This is a genomic window from Streptococcus xiaochunlingii (assembly GCF_006385805.1).
GTDB classification, from domain to species: domain Bacteria; phylum Bacillota; class Bacilli; order Lactobacillales; family Streptococcaceae; genus Streptococcus; species Streptococcus xiaochunlingii.
In genome coordinates this window covers 391,099-407,773 of sequence record NZ_VFSG01000001.1, presented here as the reverse complement: position 1 = coordinate 407,773, position 16,675 = coordinate 391,099, and the positions used below count along the sequence as shown (strand labels likewise).

Genomic DNA, 16,675 nt, shown 5'->3' with positions numbered 1-16,675 from the left:
TTATGGCTAATTTTGTTTTTATTTAATTCTAGCAGTAAAGACTTCTTGATCAGAAATTTGATCATTGACAAAAGAACCATTGCTAGTTCGTTCTGACAACTTGAGTTGGGTAACATCCACTTCTGTCACCTGACCTGTTGTGGAGGTAATCTGAAGGATTTGATCCTGCTCTCCCACTTCTTCCTGGCTCGTAAAGAGATCAAAATCTCCCTGGTCAGTGAAGACTGGACCTGCCTTAAAGACGCGGTGTGGTTTAGACTTCAGTTCACGCAGGACCTGCAGTCCACGTTTAGCACGGCTGGTCACAGGAATATCATCTTGTGACATCCGTTTGAGACTGCCTCGTTGGGTCAGGATATACATGCTTGGTTTCGTTGACTTAAAGACGGCTACCACTTGATCTCCATCTTTGAGGTTAATGGCTTTAACACCTGCTGCTTTGGCCCCTACCACTGGAACCTCTTCAATATTGAATCGGAGGCCATAACCATTCTTAGTAATGATCATGATGCCCTCGAGGACCACTGGTGCAACCGCTACGATACGGTCCTCTTGGTCCTTCAGTTTAGCGTACTTAGTTGATTTAGAACGATAGGTCCGCCATGGGCTCAATTCCTTGCGTTCAAAACGCTTGATTTGGCCTTGTTGGGTAGCTGCAAAGTAGGTCACTCCTTCAAACTGATCCACAATCTCCGCAAAAAGAATCTCTTCTTCTTGCTCGAAATTGGTCAAGGTCTGACTAAGGTGCTCCCCGATATCCTTCCACTTGGTATCTGCCAATTCATGAACAGGTCGATAGATGGCATTTCCCAAGTTGGTAAAGAGCAAAAGATGCTGGGTGGTCTTAGCAGGCTCTACGAAAATCAATTCATCGTCGTCCCGCTTACCGACTTCTTCCACTGTCGACGCATTGAAAGAACGAGGAGAGGTTCGCTTGATATAACCAGCACGGGTCACACTGACGAAGGTTTCCTCTTCAACGATCAGACTGGCTGTATCAATCTCAATCGTTTTAGCAGTGTCTTGCAACTCACTGCGACGGGGATTCCCAAAGAGCTTCTTGACTTCACGCAATTCCTTCTTCATGAGATTAAACATGGTCCGTTCATCCCCAATGATGGCTGCCAAAGTCGCGATTTGTTCCTTGAGACTGGCATGCTCTTCTTCCAAAGTCACGATATCCGTATTGGTCAAGCGGTACAATTGCAAGGTGACAATAGCTTCTGCTTGTTCTTCGGTGAAATCGTAGCTGACCTTGAGGTTTTCCTTAGCATCTGCCTTGTTATCAGAAGCTCTGATCAAGGCAATCACTTCATCAAGGATAGAAATGACGCGGATCAAGCCCTCTACGATGTGGAGGCGTCGTTCTGCCTTTTCCTTATCAAAGCGCGAGCGAGCGACAATGATATCCCGACGGTGAGAAATGTAGCTAGAGAGAATCGGTACGATCCCCACTTGACGTGGTGTGTAGTTATCAATCGCCACCATATTGAAGTTGTAGTTGACCTGCAAGTCTGTGTACTTGAACAAGTAGTTCAAGATTAGATCAGCATTGGCATCTTTCTTCAACTCAATGGCAATACGAAGACCATCTCGGTCAGACTCATCCCGGACTTCCGCAATACCGGCCACCTTGTTGTTAACACGGACATCGTCGATCTTCTTGACCAAGACCGCCTTGTTGATCTCATAAGGGATTTCGGTAACGACGATTTGCTGCTTGCCGCCTTTGAGTTGCTCGATTTCTGTCTTAGAGCGAACAACCACCCGGCCCTTACCTGTTTCATAGGCTTTCTTGATCTCATCCCGTCCCTGGATAATGGCACCAGTTGGGAAATCAGGTCCAGGTAGAAACTCCATGAGTTTGTCTACCTTAGCAGAAGGATGGTCGATCATGTAGACCACCGCATCGATGACTTCAGCAAGGTTATGGGGCGGAATATCTGTCGCATAACCAGCAGAAATACCAGTTGCACCATTGACCAAGAGGTTTGGAAAGGCTGCAGGCAAAACAGTTGGCTCTTTTTCTGTATCGTCAAAGTTCCAGGCAAATGGCACTGTGTTCTTTTCGATATCTTGAAGGAGATAACCAGCAATTTCAGATAGACGGGCTTCCGTATAACGCATGGCAGCCGGTGGATCACCGTCCATAGAACCATTGTTACCGTGCATCTCAACAAGGATCTCACGATTCTTCCAGTCTTGAGACATGCGGACCATGGCATCATAAATCGAACTATCCCCGTGAGGGTGGAAATTCCCCATGATATTCCCGACAGACTTGGCCGACTTGCGGTAACCCTTGTCATGGGTATTCCCATCCTTATTCATAGAATAAAGGATCCGCCGTTGAACAGGTTTCAAGCCATCCCGAATATCAGGAAGAGCCCGTTCTTGAATAATGTATTTGGAGTAGCGACCAAAGCGCTCTCCCATGATGTCCTCTAAGGACATATTTTGGATATTACTCATATAAGATACAAAGGGACGTTTCGGCTTGCCGAAAATTTCTGTAGAAAAAAAGGAAATCGATGCAGGGTTCGATGAACCCAAAGCGATTTATCTTTTTTCCTAGGAAATTAGTCCCGTGTTCAGTTACTACAAGTAACTAAACTATCCTTTCTGTAGTTTTAAGTACGTTATCAAATGATGGATCAAGAGTTTCACACAGCACTCAGGGCGTGTTCAACTCCTTTCAAAGAATGTAGAGTATGTGTAAATATAAAAGGATGTAGAAAGGTTTAGTCCCGTGTTCAGTTACTACAAGTAACTAAACTATCCTTTCTGTAGTTTAAAGTGTTTAAAATAGATTATTGAATCAATGATTTGACAGTTTCTCTTCAGCATAAGTCATCATCTTTACAGCCACTTCCTGATCATAGTCAAATCCCATCTTTTGGGCCAGACTTTGCGCTTCACAATCGAATAACTTCATGGTAGCAAAAAAGGACTGGCTGACCTTCTCTATACTAGATAGATTTAGCAGAGCTGAGAACTCCTTCTCTTGCTCAGCTGGTAGATACTGGAAGAGGTACTTGTAGTTTTTTCCGATATCGACTGTTCCCCTATCGCTTGCTACCTTCCAAGCTAAGACCTTGAGGAGTTCTTGCTGGCAAATGCCATAGAGATGATCGGTCGCATAGATGAGTTGATTTCTTCGAATGGCCTTGACGACATAAGACGATACCCACCAAAATTCATTGCAGGAGGCCGCAAATTCTGCTTCAGTAGGCGGAGCGGTCCAGTAGCGCTTCGGACTAGGAATGTAAGAGTCAAACAAACCTTTGTCGTCTTTAAGCACTCTGAAATCTGCTTCGCTATCCACCCACTCTTGAATACGTTCCTTGGGACAGAGTGTCAAATCAATACGATTGCCATCTTCAAAGAGCATGAGGTAAAGCCGACGATGCTCTACTACGTTATGTTGAGAAATCAGGATGTTTCCGAACTGATCCAGCCATGATAAATCATTTAACAAGTCGTTCAGATTCTCAACAATATAGACCACATCATAATCTTGAAACTCATCTTTTAGAGAGTGGATACCGGCCCGCGAGCCGGATAAGGCTACTGCTTCCACTCGCAGGGATTCAGCTATTTGCACAATCAGATTCATCATTTCTGTATCAGTTCTCATCTTTTACTCCTTCATTACTTACAAATCCTTGGAATTGTTGATTTTTATCAAAAAATAGATAAACAGATGGAAGAAACGAGGAAATCGTAATTATAAGTTTCGCTAAATGGAAGTTGATGACCACCTTAATAAATTGACCTTGAACTTTAAAGATCATCAAATGCATATAGATGCTAGCTAGGAGATAGATCCCTAAAATCAGAGAGGCTTTCAATAATTGATGGCTATAAACCGAATAGAGACGTATGCCACTATAAACTAGGGATGTATATAATAAAGGCAAGTAAAACGTCACCAATACTATGATAATTGACAAATGTCCTTCAAAATTCTTAGAGGAATAATCACTGATTGCATTCATGGTTAAAATCCCTGCAATAGGGAAATAATATCCTAAAAAATGGATCTTGGATTTATTTTTCTTAATTGCAATATAAATAAATGTAGCGACTAATACGACCGGTAAGAATGGGAAAGTAGAGAAAGTTATAGGTAATAAGATATCATTCATTTCAGACCTTCCTACGATTCTAAATAATATTCAAAAATATGGCTGGCAAATAAGATAGAACAAGAGAAAGGAACATTACCCCTATCATCATGCTTCGATGTTGCAAAAACTTTTCCGACATACTAGCACAACCAGGTAAAAAAGGACAGCACTCGCTAGATAAGCAAGGAAAATTAGGATTATTTTCCATCCATATTTAGGAAAAACAGGAAATAATCGGATGACGTGATAAAGCAAGGCAATCACGATCATAGGAACACCTAGGGCGACGAGACTAAGAAAATAAAACCCAAGTAAGTCCATATAATCGAATGTCCTGAACTATCCATCACTCACACTCCTTAAAACGCGGTCGTTTCTTCCAGCGTAAACTTAACATTGTCTTCAATCCATTGACGACGTGGTGCAGCCTTGTCCCCCATGAGGACGGAGACGCGGCGTTCTGCACGCGCCAAGTCATCAATAGTGACACGGATCAAGGTGCGGGTTTCTGGGTTCATAGTGGTTTCCCAAAGTTGGTCCGCATTCATCTCACCCAACCCTTTGTACCGTTGAAGGGTCGCTCCACGGCCAAAAGTCCGCCGTAGGTCTTCTAATTCACTGTCTGTCCAGGCATAAGCCACTTCTTCTTTCTTGCCTTTCCCTTTAGACATCTTGTAAAGAGGAGGCATGGCGATATAGACACGTCCTGCTTCGACCAAAGGTCGCATATAGCGATAGAAGAAAGTTAGGAGAAGGGTCTGAATGTGAGCCCCATCCGTATCCGCATCGGTCATGATGATAATCTTGTCATAGTTGGCATCTTCAATTGTAAAGTCAGCCCCAACTCCAGCACCGATGGTGTAGATCATGGTGTTGATTTCCTCGTTTTTGAGGATGTCACTCATATTGGCCTTTTCGGTATTAAGAACCTTCCCTCGAAGCGGAAGGATGGCCTGGAACTTGCGGTCCCGACCTTGCTTAGCCGATCCACCGGCTGAGTCTCCTTCGACTAGATAGAGTTCGTTCTTGGATGGATTCTTGGACTGGGCTGGCGTCAATTTACCAGATAAGAGTCCCTTGTCCTTCTTATTCTTCTTGCCATTTCGACTCTCATCCCGCGCCTTCCGAGCGGCTTCACGCGCATCCCGGGCCTTGATGGCCTTACGAATCAGATTAGAAGCCAATTCCCCATTCTCCATGAGGAAGAAGGTCAACTTGTCAGCAACAATCCCGTCAACAACTGGTCGAGCAAGTGGACTTCCTAGTTTGTCCTTAGTCTGCCCTTCAAACTGCAAATGAGCTTCTGGCACCAAGATCGAAAGAACGGCGGAAAGACCTTCCCGGTAGTCGGATCCTTCTAGGTTCTTGTCTTTTTCTTTGAGAAGACCCGTCTTTCTTGCATAGTCGTTCATGGCCTTGGTAATGGCTGTCTTCAGTCCTGTCTCGTGGGTTCCGCCATCTTTGGTGCGGACATTATTAACGAAGGACAAAATATTATCTGAGTAGCCATCATTGTACTGGAGTGCAACTTCTACTTGGAAGCCTTCTGATTCTCCATTAAAGTAGAGAACCGGTGTCAAGGTTTCCTTATCTTCGTTCAAGTACTCAACGAAATCCTGAACACCATTCTCGTAATGGAAGGCGACATAGTTGTCTTCTTCTTTGCGAAGGTCTGTCAGCGTCAGTGTTACATCCTTGAGCAAGAAGGCTGACTCTTTGATCCGTTCTGCAATGGTATTAAACTTAAAATCTGTCGTTGAGAAGATGGTTGGATCCGGCATGAAGGTAACCTTGGTTCCCGTCTTAGACTTAGGAGCCGACCCGATCTTTTCAAGAGTGGTAACAGGCTTCCCACCATCTTCAAAACGTTGCTTGTAGACAGCTCCATCACGGGTAATCTCAACCTCTAGCCAGCTAGAAAGGGCGTTTACGACCGAAGATCCCACTCCGTGAAGCCCTCCAGAAGTCTTATAGCCCCCTTGACCAAACTTCCCTCCCGCATGGAGGACGGTAAAGATGACCTCAACGGTTGGTTTGCCCATAGCATGCATCCCTGTCGGCATCCCTCGACCTTGGTCAGCTACAGATAAGGAACCATCTTTGTTGATGGTAACGTCAATTTGAGAACCAAAACCAGATAGGGCTTCATCGACCGCATTGTCGACAATTTCCCAGACCAAATGGTGAAGCCCATTTCCATCTGTCGATCCGATATACATCCCTGGACGTTTACGGACCGCATCCAACCCTTCTAGTACCTGAATGGCATCGTCATTGTAATTATTAATGTTGATTTCCTTTTTAGACACAAGGAACCTCCTGTTTGTTCATCTTTTCTATATTACAGTTTTTTAGGAAATTTTGCAAAATTTTTCTTTCTCCTCCCCCTTTAATTAGGCTATTTACGTGCGATTGATTCAAACCAACTATCCGATGTGACAAATCAGCTAGATATTTTCTTTTTCATTCAAAGCATTTTTGATATAATGAAACTATGATGAAAACTATTCTTTTACTCGTATTAGCATACTTATTAGGTTCTATCCCTTCTGGTTTGTGGATTGGGAAAATCTTCTTTAACATCAATCTACGGGAACACGGTTCTGGAAATACAGGGACGACCAATACCTTTCGGATTTTAGGGAAGAAAGCTGGAATTATCGTATTTGCGATTGATTTCCTCAAGGGAACTTTGGCTGTTTTATTGCCGACTATTTTTGGGGTCACAGGGATCTCGCCAATGATTTTTGGTCTTCTCGCCGTCCTCGGCCACACCTTCCCTATTTTTGCAGGCTTTAAAGGAGGCAAGGCAGTCGCAACCAGTGCTGGGGTTCTCATTGGTTTCTCTCCTGTATTCCTCATCCTCTTAGCCATCTATTTCTTTGTTAGCCTCTATTTAACCAGCATGATTTCTTTTTCAAGTGTAACGGTTGCTATTCTGGCTAGTATCGGAGTTCTCTTCCTCCCATTGACTGGCTGGATTCTCCCAAGCTATGACCTTATTTTCACTCTTATTGTCCTCGCTTTGGCAACCTTGATCATCATCCGCCACAAGGACAATATCAAGCGCATCCTCAACAAGAATGAAAACATCATCTCTTGGGGAAAAAACATCACCCATCAAAAACAAAAAGACTAGAGTCAAACCTCTAGTTTTTTTATGTTTAAAAATAGAAGGTCTTTGGAAGAAAGTAAACAAGAGTCTCCCCCTTCACTTCTTCTATAACCTCACTTTCAAGAGTTTCTCTATTTCTTGATAAAGAATCTTTGTTGGCTGGTAGGCTTTGCTTTTCTGAGCTAGAGCCTTTAGGTGCGACCAATCTTCCCGAGAAACCAATTCATTAAATAAGCGCAAGACTTCGGAATCTGTCTTTTTACGAGAGACCAATCCTATTTGGAATAACTCAGCCCGAACCGCATTGTCAAACTGGTCATAGTCCTGGGGCAAAATCAGGCTTGGAATGCCCTCTTCGATACACCCCATCAAAATCCCAGCACCTGCATGATGAATAGTAAAGTCCATCTGATTTAGAACATCTGAATAAGGAAGATAATCAAAAATCAAAAGATTATCTGACAACACCCGGGGTGGGTGATTCAAACCACTAGGGTCGCCTAGGGTTACGTAAAAGACATAGTCAGGATATTCTTGGCTCAAAAGCTTTGCCAACTCCACCATCCGCTCTTTTTCCCATTTTAAATGAGTGCCACAAGTGACGAGGACCCGCTTTTTAGAGCTAGTGAAATACTGCCTCTGCTCTTGAGGAAGTCGGTCAAAAGAGAGACAGCGATAACCAACCCATTTGAGCTGGGATGGAAAATCGTCTCGAAACTCCAACTCTTTCATGCCTAGAGCCAAGATTGAATAGGGAGAATAGATCGCTTCTGTCCCATCTTCACGGTACAATTTGAAATCCTCTAGGGTATCGAGATTCTTCTTAACTAGCGAAAATCCAACTTTCTTTGCCAGACGGATGACTTGCCTACCCAGAGAATCTCTCCACTTATAGAAGGTCCCCTGGTGAGGTTTCCAGCCACCTAGATAAGCAGGCGTTGTCGTGCGACTTTCAATCGCTACTGGACTTGGAATGGTCGTAATCCAGGGAATGCCCAAACGATCTGCTAAAACTCCAGCAGGAGCGGCTACAAAATCTGCAATGATCAAGTCTGGTCTCCCCTCAGAGTTCCAAATTCGAGTTATTTCGTCAAAAACTTCAGGGATCAGTCTGCTATTGGCCCCTAATTGTTGGTACATGATAAATAGGTTTGCTTGCTTTGATGTATTGGCTATATCTTCCATGACTGTCGGACGGTCAGGAAACAAGGCAAGGCAGTCAAAACCAATCTGCTCAACCAATGCCTTTTTCTGAAAACCTGTTATGACACGGATCTGAAAACGCGGATCCTCCAGCAAGGGCTTGACCAAAGTCAAAGTCGGAAATAAATGACCACTAAAGGGGACGCTAATCACATCGATTTTTATCACTTTGTCTAATCCAGTCATAGATGATTCCTTTCACATCTTCTCTGTATTCATAGCTATAATGGTTCGTATCCACTTGGATATCCGCTAAATGGCGGTCCAAAATTCGTGAATAAGGATCTTTTTTGCCTTTGATAACCAATACCTCTACCTCCTTTTGACTTAAGAGAAGATGGGAAACCGGGCCAAGCGCTATCACACGCAATCTTGGAAGGGAGACCTGATTCCCTATACTTCTGAGCCACTGGGTCAGCATATTGACCCCTGAACTCTTACAAACAAGAACCACCTCCTGCGCTTCCAACAAGGGAGACAAGTGCTTCTGTAACAGCTTTTGGAAACGAGGGTTCAAAATCGTATGCCAATAGTAGATGATATTGGATGCAGAAGCCGACATTAGGGATATTTGAGGAAACTGTATATGTTCAAAATCTTGATTGAAGGGGAAATTACTCTCTACTACTGTATAGCCGGATGGACAAATCGCATGAAGGAGGTCTAGCTGCCCAGCTGTCAGCCCGGCACAAGTGACATCACTGCTCCCACTGAGAAAGAGAACCAAGCGATTAGAGTTTAGCATGGTCTGATCAAGAGATAAAGCAGACAAACGGTCTAGATAGGACTTCATCTTACTCATAACGAATCTTTCCGTCCGTCACACGAATCTTCCGCCCCCGCCAATTTATCACAGGTGGAGTCAATAGAACAAAGACAAACAGCCAAGGAAGCAAGAGATCATTCAGCACTTCGTAGGTGACTTCATCCAAGTGTAAGCGATTGGTTAGAATGCTTTGTCGATAGAGGAGCATCCAAACTGCCTTGAATACCAGTAAGCTTAAGGCTAGAAGAAGATAAGGCCACCCTAAAATAAGACTTAAGATCAAACCTGGAAGAGGCAGAAAACTCGGTAAACCTATGAGGCAAAAGACCTTCCAGTCCAGGTGTTCTTTGAGATAGATAGAGCTAAAGAGAAGCCAACGCTTCATCTGGAGCAGATATTGCTTGACGTCCTTGATAGTGGTTCGAACATTACAGGTGACCCGTGTTTGGATAATGGATACTCCTTTACTCCTTAAAAAATCGGCCACAGCTAAATCATCACATAGATAGTCCTTAATCGCTGTGAAGAGCCCCTGATCTTTTGCAAGTTCTACCGGTAGGATATAAAACATCCCGTTGATGGAGTGATTTGCCTCAACTTCTGCCATGGTAAAATAGGTAATAAAAGAATTGCCATTAACGAATGCTGCAACCAGCTTGGACCAGAAATTACTTCTTTCTTGGTTATAGGGAATACCTGTCAGAATGACCTCTTGACTTAGATAGGTAGTCAGCTCACCCATTTTAGAAAAATCAATCACACTATCATCATCCAAAACAATCAGATAAGGTCGGGTCAGCTCCTCTACAACCTGCTCAATCTTATAACTCTTGGGATTAATCCCCTGAGGGACATCTTCAATGAGAAAGATTCGAATGCGTTGGGCAAAGGAAGAATCTTGGCAAATCTGATCTGCTACTCGCTGGGCTTCTGTATCAGACTGGTCAATCAACCAGTAGAATTCCACTGCTTTTGTTTGCTGGAGATTGGCCCGCAAATCACTCTCTAAACGAGGATCCCCAGAGAGGATAGGTTGGACCACTGTAAAAAGCTCTTCTGGGAAGTCCGCAATATGAGACTGGCCTTTTTTATAATAAATGAGGGACAGCAACCAACGGATGAGAAATAAGAGAAGATAAACAACGCTTAAAAATATAAATATAAATTTCATCTATTAAGTCCCTTTCGTAAATACCTTGCAAGGAGACGAATAATCCATCTTTTGGGAAGCAGACGACCTAGCGAAACGAGCAAGCGATAGCGAAGGCCGATAACAGCATAGGAAGTATCTCTTTCTATGAACCGAATCAACTGCTGAGCGACTTTCTCAGGCTTCATCTGCAAGCGACTGCCTCCCAATGCTTCTACTAGTTCGGGAGGAAAAATAGCTGTTTGGACTGGTCCTAGAATGTACAGACTTAGCTGGACCGGGGAATCTGATTGACTGAGTTCCTCCTGGATAGCAAGAGTGTAGGTCTGCAAGGCAGCCTTGCTGGAACTGTAGGCTGCTAAATAGGGATGAGGAAAAAGAGCGGCCAGAGATGACAACTGGACCAGCTGGATCTTCTGATTTTTCTGCACTAACTTCTTGATTAGGTTGACCGGAGCATGGTAATTGATTTGCCAGAGATCTTTCTCATTTGCTGTAGCTAGATAGCTGCCTAGGGAAAAATAGGCTACCCCCGCACAATTGACAAGAAGATCTGCATCTAGGTCCTCTACAAAAGCTTCTAGAGCCATTTGATCTAGTATATCTAATGTTACGATTGACAGTTGCGCCTTGCTCCCAGTTAGTTCCTCTTGGACTTGGGAAAGTCTGTCTGAATCCCGACCTACTAAGACCAGATGATCCAGTCTTCTTGCCAATTCTTTCGCTAGCTGACGGCCAATCCCCCCTGTAGCCCCTAAAATGATCGCTTTTTTCATTGTATCTTCCATCTTCATAGCACTAGTGTACCAAATTTCTATTAGATAGAAAACTCCTACTGCCATTCTCCAACCTTTAAGGTACAATCCAAACCTTAAAAAAATAGAATTTTCATTTTAAATTATTGAAGTATGGATTGAAATGGTTTATAATATCTTGAATTAACAAAAGAGAGGGTTTTTATGAAATTCTATTCCTACGACTATGTACTTAGTCAGATTAGCCAGCAAAATTGGGTTATGGTGATTATGTCCATTCTCTTAGTGTTGGTAACTGCTTTTTTTGTCTTTAAGGCATATAAGGATAAACGTGGAAGTAAGTTCCGTGAATTGTCTATTATTTCTGTCTTAATCTTAGTAGCCGTTGTTTTGATTGGCATTTCAAATTTTCAAAACAATCAGTCTAATGACAATCAATTCCGCTCTTCCCTACACTTTATCGAAGTTGTTTCAAAAGAATTAGGTGTAGATAAAGAAGATGTCTATGTCAATACTTCGGATACGACCGACGGAGCTATTATCAAGGTAGACAAGCAATTCTATCGTGCGATTAGCGGAACAGACCCAGATAGCTATTTACTTGAAAAAATGGACTTATATAAAACAGATGTAGAACTGGTGGAGGTTGAAAAATGATAAGCTTTTTTGCTACAATTGCAATTAAATTGGCCTTGGGGCTTCTTTCTCTTGTTTTTGTTATTAACGTAACAGGAAAAGGAAATTTAGCTCCAAGTTCTGCAGTAGACCAAATACAGAACTTTGTTCTCGGGGGTATTATCGGCGGGGTCATCTACAATAGCTCGATTACCATCCTTCAATATATCGTCATCCTCATCATCTGGACGATTTTGATTCTGTCACTCAAATGGCTTAATACCAATGTTTACTTCATCAAACATCTGATTGATGGAAAACCAACTATTATCATAAAAAACGGAAAATTAGATCCAGAAGCTTGTCGCTCAAAAGGCCTTTCTGCTTCTGACGTCGCTCTTAAGTTGCGCTCTCAAGGGGTCTTCCAATTGAAAGAAGTCAAAAGAGCCGTCATCGAACAAAATGGCCAACTCATAATCGTTCGAATGGGAGATGAAAATCCCAAATACCCAATCATTACAGATGGTGTGGTCCAAGTAGAGATCTTAGAGACCATTGGTAAAACTGAAGAATGGCTCATGGCCGAACTCAATAAAAAAGGATTCGAAACTGTTGATGACATCTTTATCGCTGAGTACGATAAGGGCGAGATTAATGTAGTGACTTACTAAGATTGGAAGTCAGCTATTAGTAAATAATAAAAAAACGCAAAAAGGTCGTTACTGTAAGTAACGACCTTTTTAATACATCTATCTTTTAATAGTACTCCCCTTGGCGGTAGTTCCAAGAGTTGAAATGATCGGATAGGTGCATCATGATCTTATCGATATCCAATCCTTTACGGATCACAACTGGACAAGTATTAACAGAACGGCTGCCTGCTCCTTGTTCTGGGATGAGTTTTCCTTCTGCATCCACCATTGAGACCATCACCCCTTGTTCATAGCGTGTTTCAATGGTTTTGTCTGGTTGGATAGAGGCTACATAATCGTCAGCTTCGATGACCAAGTCTACGGCACCTTCAATGCGCTCACCGATTCCTTCAACCTTACCACGGTTTCCTTTACCTGAAGGATTGGCTGAAGAGGCGTAAACCATCTTGCCTTCTTTTTCCCACATTTCTTTGGCGATTTGCTCACCAGCTTTACCAAATTTAATGACAAAACAGCTGGTTCCACGAACATCTGTCATGAGTTCTTCGCGTCCATCTCCGAAGGCTTGTAATTTTGCATAAGCATCTTCACGCCAAGGAAGGATACAACCAAGCAAGATATCTTCATCCCAATGTTTTTGGTAGAAGGCTTCGATTTCAGGATTCAATTGAGCAAGGGCACGAAGTTCATCCATACTTCCGCAAAGAACGACACCTGGTTTGTTGCGGTTACGTTCTTTGGCTTCAAACTTCCGTTCCAAGCCAGCTTTGTCGCTAGTCATGATGATATAGCCGACTTTGGTAGGGCAGACGATACAGCCACCCTCTCCTTTAAGAATGTCAAATCCTTCTTGTGAAAGTGTTCCGTCCCATTGAATGTGTTTTGTCATAAATTTCGTCCTCTTCTATTTCTTTTTTTCTATTCTATCAAAATTCCCAAAAAGCTTCAATGTATTTTCTGAAAATTCTTAATTAACTATACAATTTTTATTGCCAATAGGCGGGCCGATTCTTCTCATAAGCAGCAATCAAGTCCTCGTATTGGAGGGTAATCCCAATATCATCTAGACCGTTGAGTAATTTGTTCTTCCAATCCCCATCGATCTCAAAGCTAAATTCTCCAACAGGCGAGATGATCTTCTGCTCTTCCAAATCCACCGTTACCTCATCTGTCGGCTTCAATCTTGCCAGCTTTTGACGAACCTCTAAAGGCTGGACTATTGGTAGCATCCCATTATTGAGTTCATTATTGTAATGGATATCTCCAAAAGAGCCGGCGATAACGACTTTAAAGCCATAATCAGCTAAAGCCCAGGCTGCGTGCTCCCGAGAAGAACCAGCCCCAAAATTGTCGCCAGTAATCAAGATGGTTGCCTTGCTGTATTCTGGTTTGTTAAAGATAAATTCTGTATCCTCGGTGTATTGATCATCCAAGTAGCGCCAAGCGTACATGAGGTATTTACCAAAGCCTTTTTTATCAATCAGCTTTAAAAATTGCTTGGGAAGGATTTGGTCGGTATCGATATTATCGTTCATCAAAGGAACCGTAGTTCCCGTATAAATGGTAAATTTCTCCATGATTCCTCCTTTTACTCAACTTCTGGCATTTGGCGCACATCGACAAAGCGACCGGCTATTGCTGCTGCAGCGGCCATTGCGGGGCTACAGAGATGGGTCTTAGCCCCAAATCCTTGGCGGTCTTCAAAGTTTCGGTTGCTAGTAGAGGCACAGTGGACGCCATCCGGCACCTTGTCTGGATTCATCCCGAGACACATAGAGCATCCTGGATCACGCCATTCAAAGCCAGCATCCAGAAAGATCTTATCCAAACCCATTTTTTCCGCTGCTCGTTTGACAGGACGGGAACCTGGAACTACGATGGCGGTTAAATTAGGGGCAATTTTCTTCCCTTCTACGAAACGGGCAGCCAGCTGCAAATCGCTGAGTCTGGCATTGGTACAAGATCCGATAAAGATATAGCCCAACTCGATGTCTGAAGCCTTTTGACCTGGTTGGAGATCCATGTAGGCATAGGCCCGTTCATCATTCATATCCCGAATTTCTGGAAAGGCTGTTTCCACGTCGACTCCCATAGAAGGGTTGGTCCCCCAGGTCACCATGGGTGCTAACTGGGATACATCGATGGTGATGACTCTATCATATGTCGCATCGTTGTCACTGACCAGGGACTGCCAATCGGCTACTGCAGCTTCAAAATCTTTTGGCACACATTCACGACCACGGAGATAGTCAAAAGTCGTCTCATCTGGATTCATAATCCCCATCTTAGAGCCGAATTCAATGGACATATTGCAGATGGTCATCCGCTCTTCCATGGTGAGGCTATCGATTGCTTCCCCTCTATACTCGACCACATGGCCAACCCCACAGGCTACGCCATAACGAGCAATCAAGGCCAAAATATAGTCCTTGGCATAAATCCCCTTCTGAGGCTTTCCAGTAAACTCGACCAAGAGCTTCTTCGGTTTGACCTGCCAGATGGTCTGAGTCGCAAAGACATGCTCCACCTCACTGGTCCCAATTCCAAAGGCAATGGCGCCGAAAGCTCCATGGGTCGCCGTATGGCTGTCTCCACAGACAATGAACTTTCCAGGCTGGGTACGTCCTGTTTCAGGACCAACCATATGGACAATTCCCTGTTTTTCTGAACCATGACCTGCATGATCGATCCCAAAGTCCTTGACATTTTCAGCTAATTTATCAATCTGAGCCTTGGAAATCACATCCCGGATATCATAAATGTTAACAGTCGGGACATTGTGATCAAAGGTTCCAAAGGTTAAATCTGGTCTCCGAACCCTTCTACCAGTGTCTCTAAGCCCTTGAAAAGCCTGGGGACTGGTCACCTCGTGGATATAGTGTTGGTCCACATACATGAGTTGGGGCTGGCCTTCCTCACCGGTCACTACATGCCGTTCCCAGATTTTATCAAAAATTGATTTTCCTGCCATCCTTACCTCCATAAAGCGTAGAGTGTGTAAAGTGTGAGAAGGGTTCCTAAGAGCCAGGTGACCTTAAAATACCACTTCTGTGTCTTGTGATGAAAGAGTAGCCCTCCTATCCAGGCTCCTAGCCCTCCAACTGCAAAAGCATAAAAGAGCAAGGTCTTTTCTGGTATCCGCCAAGTATTTCTTTTGGCCTTTTCCTTATCAACTCCGTAGAGAATCCCTACGAAGAGATTCCATAGAAGGATCAAGCCAGTAATCATTCCTTTTACACTCATAAGCGTTTTATAATCTCTTCTGTCATTTCTTTTGTCGAAGCACTGCCTCCTAGGTCTCTCGTAAAGATCCCTGCAGCAAGAGTCGCTTCGACTGCTTTTTCAATGCGGCTAGCATCTTCTTCTCGATCAAAACTTTCTCGCATCATCATGGCAACAGAGAGGATCATCGAGACTGGATTCGCCACGCCTTGACCCGCAATATCTGGAGCCGATCCATGAATTGGCTCATACATGCTTGGACCTGATTCTGAATGGCTAGCCGATGGCATTACCCCAAGAGTGCCAGACAAGACACTGGACTCATCTGAAAGGATATCACCAAAGAGGTTTTCCGTCACGATGACATCAAAGCGAGATGGATTGGTAATCATGAGCATGGCTGCTGAGTCTACCAACTGGTGCTCCAAGGTCACATCTGGAAAGTCTTGAGCCACTCGATCAGCTACTTTTCTCCAAAGCTTGGAGGTTGCGAGGACATTTTGTTTATCAATGCTAGTGACTTTCTTGCGACGTCTCCGCGCAATCTCAAAAGCCTTCCGCACGATTCGCTCTACTTCTTCAACTGAGTAGTCGTTGATATCCCGTGCTTGATTTTCTTCTAAGATATGCTCTCCGAAGTAGATCCCTCCGGTGAGCTCGCGAACCACTACGAAGTCCACACCATGGATGCGCTCCTCCTTCAATGGAGAGAGGTGCTTGAGGGCATCGTAGATTTTGACCGGACGAATGTTGGCATAAAGGTTGAGCTCCTTACGAAGAGCTAACAAGCCTTGCTCCGGACGAATCGGTGCTTGGTCATACTGAGGACTTCCGATAGCCGCTAAGAGAATGGCATCCGCTTCCTTTGTAGCTTCTAGAGTAGAAGCTGGTAGAGGATGACCAGCCGCATCAATCCCTGCTCCCCCAAATGGATGAGCTTGGACTGAATAGTCGAAATTTGTTTTTTCTGCCACTGCTTTCAGCACGGACAGGCCAGCCTCCATGATCTCTGGTCCAATTCCGTCTCCAGCTAGGGCGACAATCTTCTTCGTCATAGTGTTCTCCT

General features: G+C 43.8%; 16 protein-coding genes. 3 read left to right on the top strand and 13 right to left on the bottom strand.

Annotated features, from left to right (window positions below; translation table 11 throughout):
• Window positions 1-18: 18 nt before the first annotated feature.
• The 4 genes from parC to parE form a co-directional block, all read right to left on the bottom strand.
• Window positions 19-2,472, bottom strand: a complete 2,454-nt coding sequence (gene parC, locus FJR71_RS02120; RefSeq protein ID WP_140813970.1) for a DNA topoisomerase IV subunit A — start codon at window positions 2,470-2,472, stop codon at window positions 19-21.
• Between the two features lie 346 nt (window positions 2,473-2,818).
• Window positions 2,819-3,637, bottom strand: a complete 819-nt coding sequence (locus tag FJR71_RS02115; RefSeq protein WP_140813969.1) for an aminoglycoside 6-adenylyltransferase — start codon at window positions 3,635-3,637, stop codon at window positions 2,819-2,821.
• A complete protein-coding gene (locus FJR71_RS02110; RefSeq protein ID WP_140813968.1) occupies window positions 3,627-4,148 on the bottom strand; it encodes a hypothetical protein in 522 nt (173 codons plus the stop codon). The genes FJR71_RS02115 and FJR71_RS02110 overlap by 11 nt, the downstream gene beginning before the upstream one ends.
• 341 nt (window positions 4,149-4,489) lie before the next feature.
• Window positions 4,490-6,439, bottom strand: coding sequence for a DNA topoisomerase IV subunit B (gene parE / locus FJR71_RS02105; protein ID WP_140813967.1), 1,950 nt, complete (start codon window positions 6,437-6,439; stop codon window positions 4,490-4,492).
• 188 nt (window positions 6,440-6,627) lie between these two features.
• Here parE and plsY point away from each other — a divergent pair, with 188 nt between their 5' ends.
• A complete protein-coding gene (gene plsY / locus FJR71_RS02100) occupies window positions 6,628-7,269 on the top strand; it encodes a glycerol-3-phosphate 1-O-acyltransferase PlsY (protein WP_172605089.1) in 642 nt (213 codons plus the stop codon).
• Window positions 7,270-7,350: 81 nt separating this feature from the next.
• On the opposite strand, the gene FJR71_RS02095 is transcribed toward plsY, so the two are convergent.
• The 4 genes from FJR71_RS02095 to FJR71_RS02080 are packed head-to-tail and all read right to left on the bottom strand — an operon-like array spanning window position 7,351 to window position 11,158.
• A complete protein-coding gene (locus FJR71_RS02095; RefSeq protein ID WP_140813965.1) occupies window positions 7,351-8,634 on the bottom strand; it encodes a glycosyltransferase in 1,284 nt (427 codons plus the stop codon).
• A complete protein-coding gene (locus FJR71_RS02090) occupies window positions 8,594-9,250 on the bottom strand; it encodes a hypothetical protein (protein WP_140813964.1) in 657 nt (218 codons plus the stop codon). The genes FJR71_RS02095 and FJR71_RS02090 overlap by 41 nt, the downstream gene beginning before the upstream one ends.
• Window positions 9,243-10,385, bottom strand: coding sequence for a glycosyltransferase family 2 protein (locus FJR71_RS02085; protein WP_140813963.1), 1,143 nt, complete (start codon window positions 10,383-10,385; stop codon window positions 9,243-9,245). The genes FJR71_RS02090 and FJR71_RS02085 overlap by 8 nt, the downstream gene beginning before the upstream one ends.
• Window positions 10,382-11,158: an SDR family NAD(P)-dependent oxidoreductase gene (locus FJR71_RS02080; protein WP_140814438.1), complete on the bottom strand. Its 777-nt coding sequence runs from the start codon at window positions 11,156-11,158 to the stop codon at window positions 10,382-10,384. Before FJR71_RS02080 ends, FJR71_RS02085 begins: the two co-directional genes overlap by 4 nt.
• Window positions 11,159-11,323: 165 nt before the next feature.
• On the opposite strand from FJR71_RS02080, the gene FJR71_RS02075 reads away from it, so the two are divergent.
• Together FJR71_RS02075 and FJR71_RS02070 are read left to right on the top strand one after the other, a co-directional pair.
• Window positions 11,324-11,776 carry a DUF3290 family protein gene (locus FJR71_RS02075; RefSeq protein WP_048689788.1) on the top strand — a complete coding sequence of 151 codons (453 nt, stop codon included), beginning with the start codon at window positions 11,324-11,326 and terminating at the stop codon, window positions 11,774-11,776.
• Window positions 11,773-12,405: a DUF421 domain-containing protein gene (locus FJR71_RS02070; protein ID WP_048689792.1), complete on the top strand. Its 633-nt coding sequence runs from the start codon at window positions 11,773-11,775 to the stop codon at window positions 12,403-12,405. The genes FJR71_RS02075 and FJR71_RS02070 overlap by 4 nt, the downstream gene beginning before the upstream one ends.
• Window positions 12,406-12,490: 85 nt before the next feature.
• Here the strand turns inward: FJR71_RS02070 and FJR71_RS02065 are convergent, their stop codons facing one another.
• The 5 genes from FJR71_RS02065 to leuB all read right to left on the bottom strand — a co-directional run bounded on the left by FJR71_RS02065 (window position 12,491) and on the right by leuB (window position 16,664).
• Window positions 12,491-13,276 (bottom strand): L-threonylcarbamoyladenylate synthase, encoded by a 786-nt coding sequence (locus tag FJR71_RS02065; protein ID WP_006596430.1) that lies wholly within the window; start codon window positions 13,274-13,276, stop codon window positions 12,491-12,493.
• A gap of 97 nt (window positions 13,277-13,373) precedes the next feature.
• Window positions 13,374-13,964 (bottom strand): 3-isopropylmalate dehydratase small subunit, encoded by a 591-nt coding sequence (leuD, locus tag FJR71_RS02060; protein ID WP_048689798.1) that lies wholly within the window; start codon window positions 13,962-13,964, stop codon window positions 13,374-13,376.
• A gap of 11 nt (window positions 13,965-13,975) precedes the next feature.
• Window positions 13,976-15,358: a 3-isopropylmalate dehydratase large subunit gene (gene leuC, locus FJR71_RS02055; RefSeq protein ID WP_140813962.1), complete on the bottom strand. Its 1,383-nt coding sequence runs from the start codon at window positions 15,356-15,358 to the stop codon at window positions 13,976-13,978.
• A gap of 2 nt (window positions 15,359-15,360) precedes the next feature.
• On the bottom strand, window positions 15,361-15,630 hold the full coding sequence (locus FJR71_RS02050) for a DUF1294 domain-containing protein (protein ID WP_048689804.1): 270 nt from the start codon (window positions 15,628-15,630) through the stop codon (window positions 15,361-15,363).
• Window positions 15,627-16,664 carry a 3-isopropylmalate dehydrogenase gene (gene leuB, locus FJR71_RS02045; RefSeq protein WP_140813961.1) on the bottom strand — a complete coding sequence of 346 codons (1,038 nt, stop codon included), beginning with the start codon at window positions 16,662-16,664 and terminating at the stop codon, window positions 15,627-15,629. Before leuB ends, FJR71_RS02050 begins: the two co-directional genes overlap by 4 nt.
• Between the last annotated feature and the right edge of the window lie 11 nt (window positions 16,665-16,675).

Excerpts from the sequence above, each read along its gene's own strand:
- leuB (WP_140813961.1), bottom strand. The coding sequence starts at position 16,664 with ATGACGAAGAAGATTGTCGCCCTAGCTGGAGACGGAATTGGACCAGAG.
- FJR71_RS02090 (WP_140813964.1), bottom strand. The coding sequence starts at position 9,250 with ATGAGTAAGATGAAGTCCTATCTAGACCGTTTGTCTGCTTTATCTCTT.
- FJR71_RS02050 (WP_048689804.1), bottom strand. The coding sequence starts at position 15,630 with ATGAGTGTAAAAGGAATGATTACTGGCTTGATCCTTCTATGGAATCTC.
- FJR71_RS02075 (WP_048689788.1), top strand. The coding sequence starts at position 11,324 with ATGAAATTCTATTCCTACGACTATGTACTTAGTCAGATTAGCCAGCAA.
- FJR71_RS02070 (WP_048689792.1), top strand. The coding sequence starts at position 11,773 with ATGATAAGCTTTTTTGCTACAATTGCAATTAAATTGGCCTTGGGGCTT.
- FJR71_RS02085 (WP_140813963.1), bottom strand. The coding sequence starts at position 10,385 with ATGAAATTTATATTTATATTTTTAAGCGTTGTTTATCTTCTCTTATTT.
- leuC (WP_140813962.1), bottom strand. The coding sequence starts at position 15,358 with ATGGCAGGAAAATCAATTTTTGATAAAATCTGGGAACGGCATGTAGTG.
- FJR71_RS02110 (WP_140813968.1), bottom strand. The coding sequence starts at position 4,148 with ATGAATGATATCTTATTACCTATAACTTTCTCTACTTTCCCATTCTTA.
- leuD (WP_048689798.1), bottom strand. The coding sequence starts at position 13,964 with ATGGAGAAATTTACCATTTATACGGGAACTACGGTTCCTTTGATGAAC.
- FJR71_RS02065 (WP_006596430.1), bottom strand. The coding sequence starts at position 13,276 with ATGACAAAACACATTCAATGGGACGGAACACTTTCACAAGAAGGATTT.
- plsY (WP_172605089.1), top strand. The coding sequence starts at position 6,628 with ATGAAAACTATTCTTTTACTCGTATTAGCATACTTATTAGGTTCTATC.
- FJR71_RS02095 (WP_140813965.1), bottom strand. The coding sequence starts at position 8,634 with ATGACTGGATTAGACAAAGTGATAAAAATCGATGTGATTAGCGTCCCC.
- FJR71_RS02080 (WP_140814438.1), bottom strand. The coding sequence starts at position 11,158 with ATGAAGATGGAAGATACAATGAAAAAAGCGATCATTTTAGGGGCTACA.
- FJR71_RS02115 (WP_140813969.1), bottom strand. The coding sequence starts at position 3,637 with ATGAGAACTGATACAGAAATGATGAATCTGATTGTGCAAATAGCTGAA.
- parC (WP_140813970.1), bottom strand. The coding sequence starts at position 2,472 with ATGAGTAATATCCAAAATATGTCCTTAGAGGACATCATGGGAGAGCGC.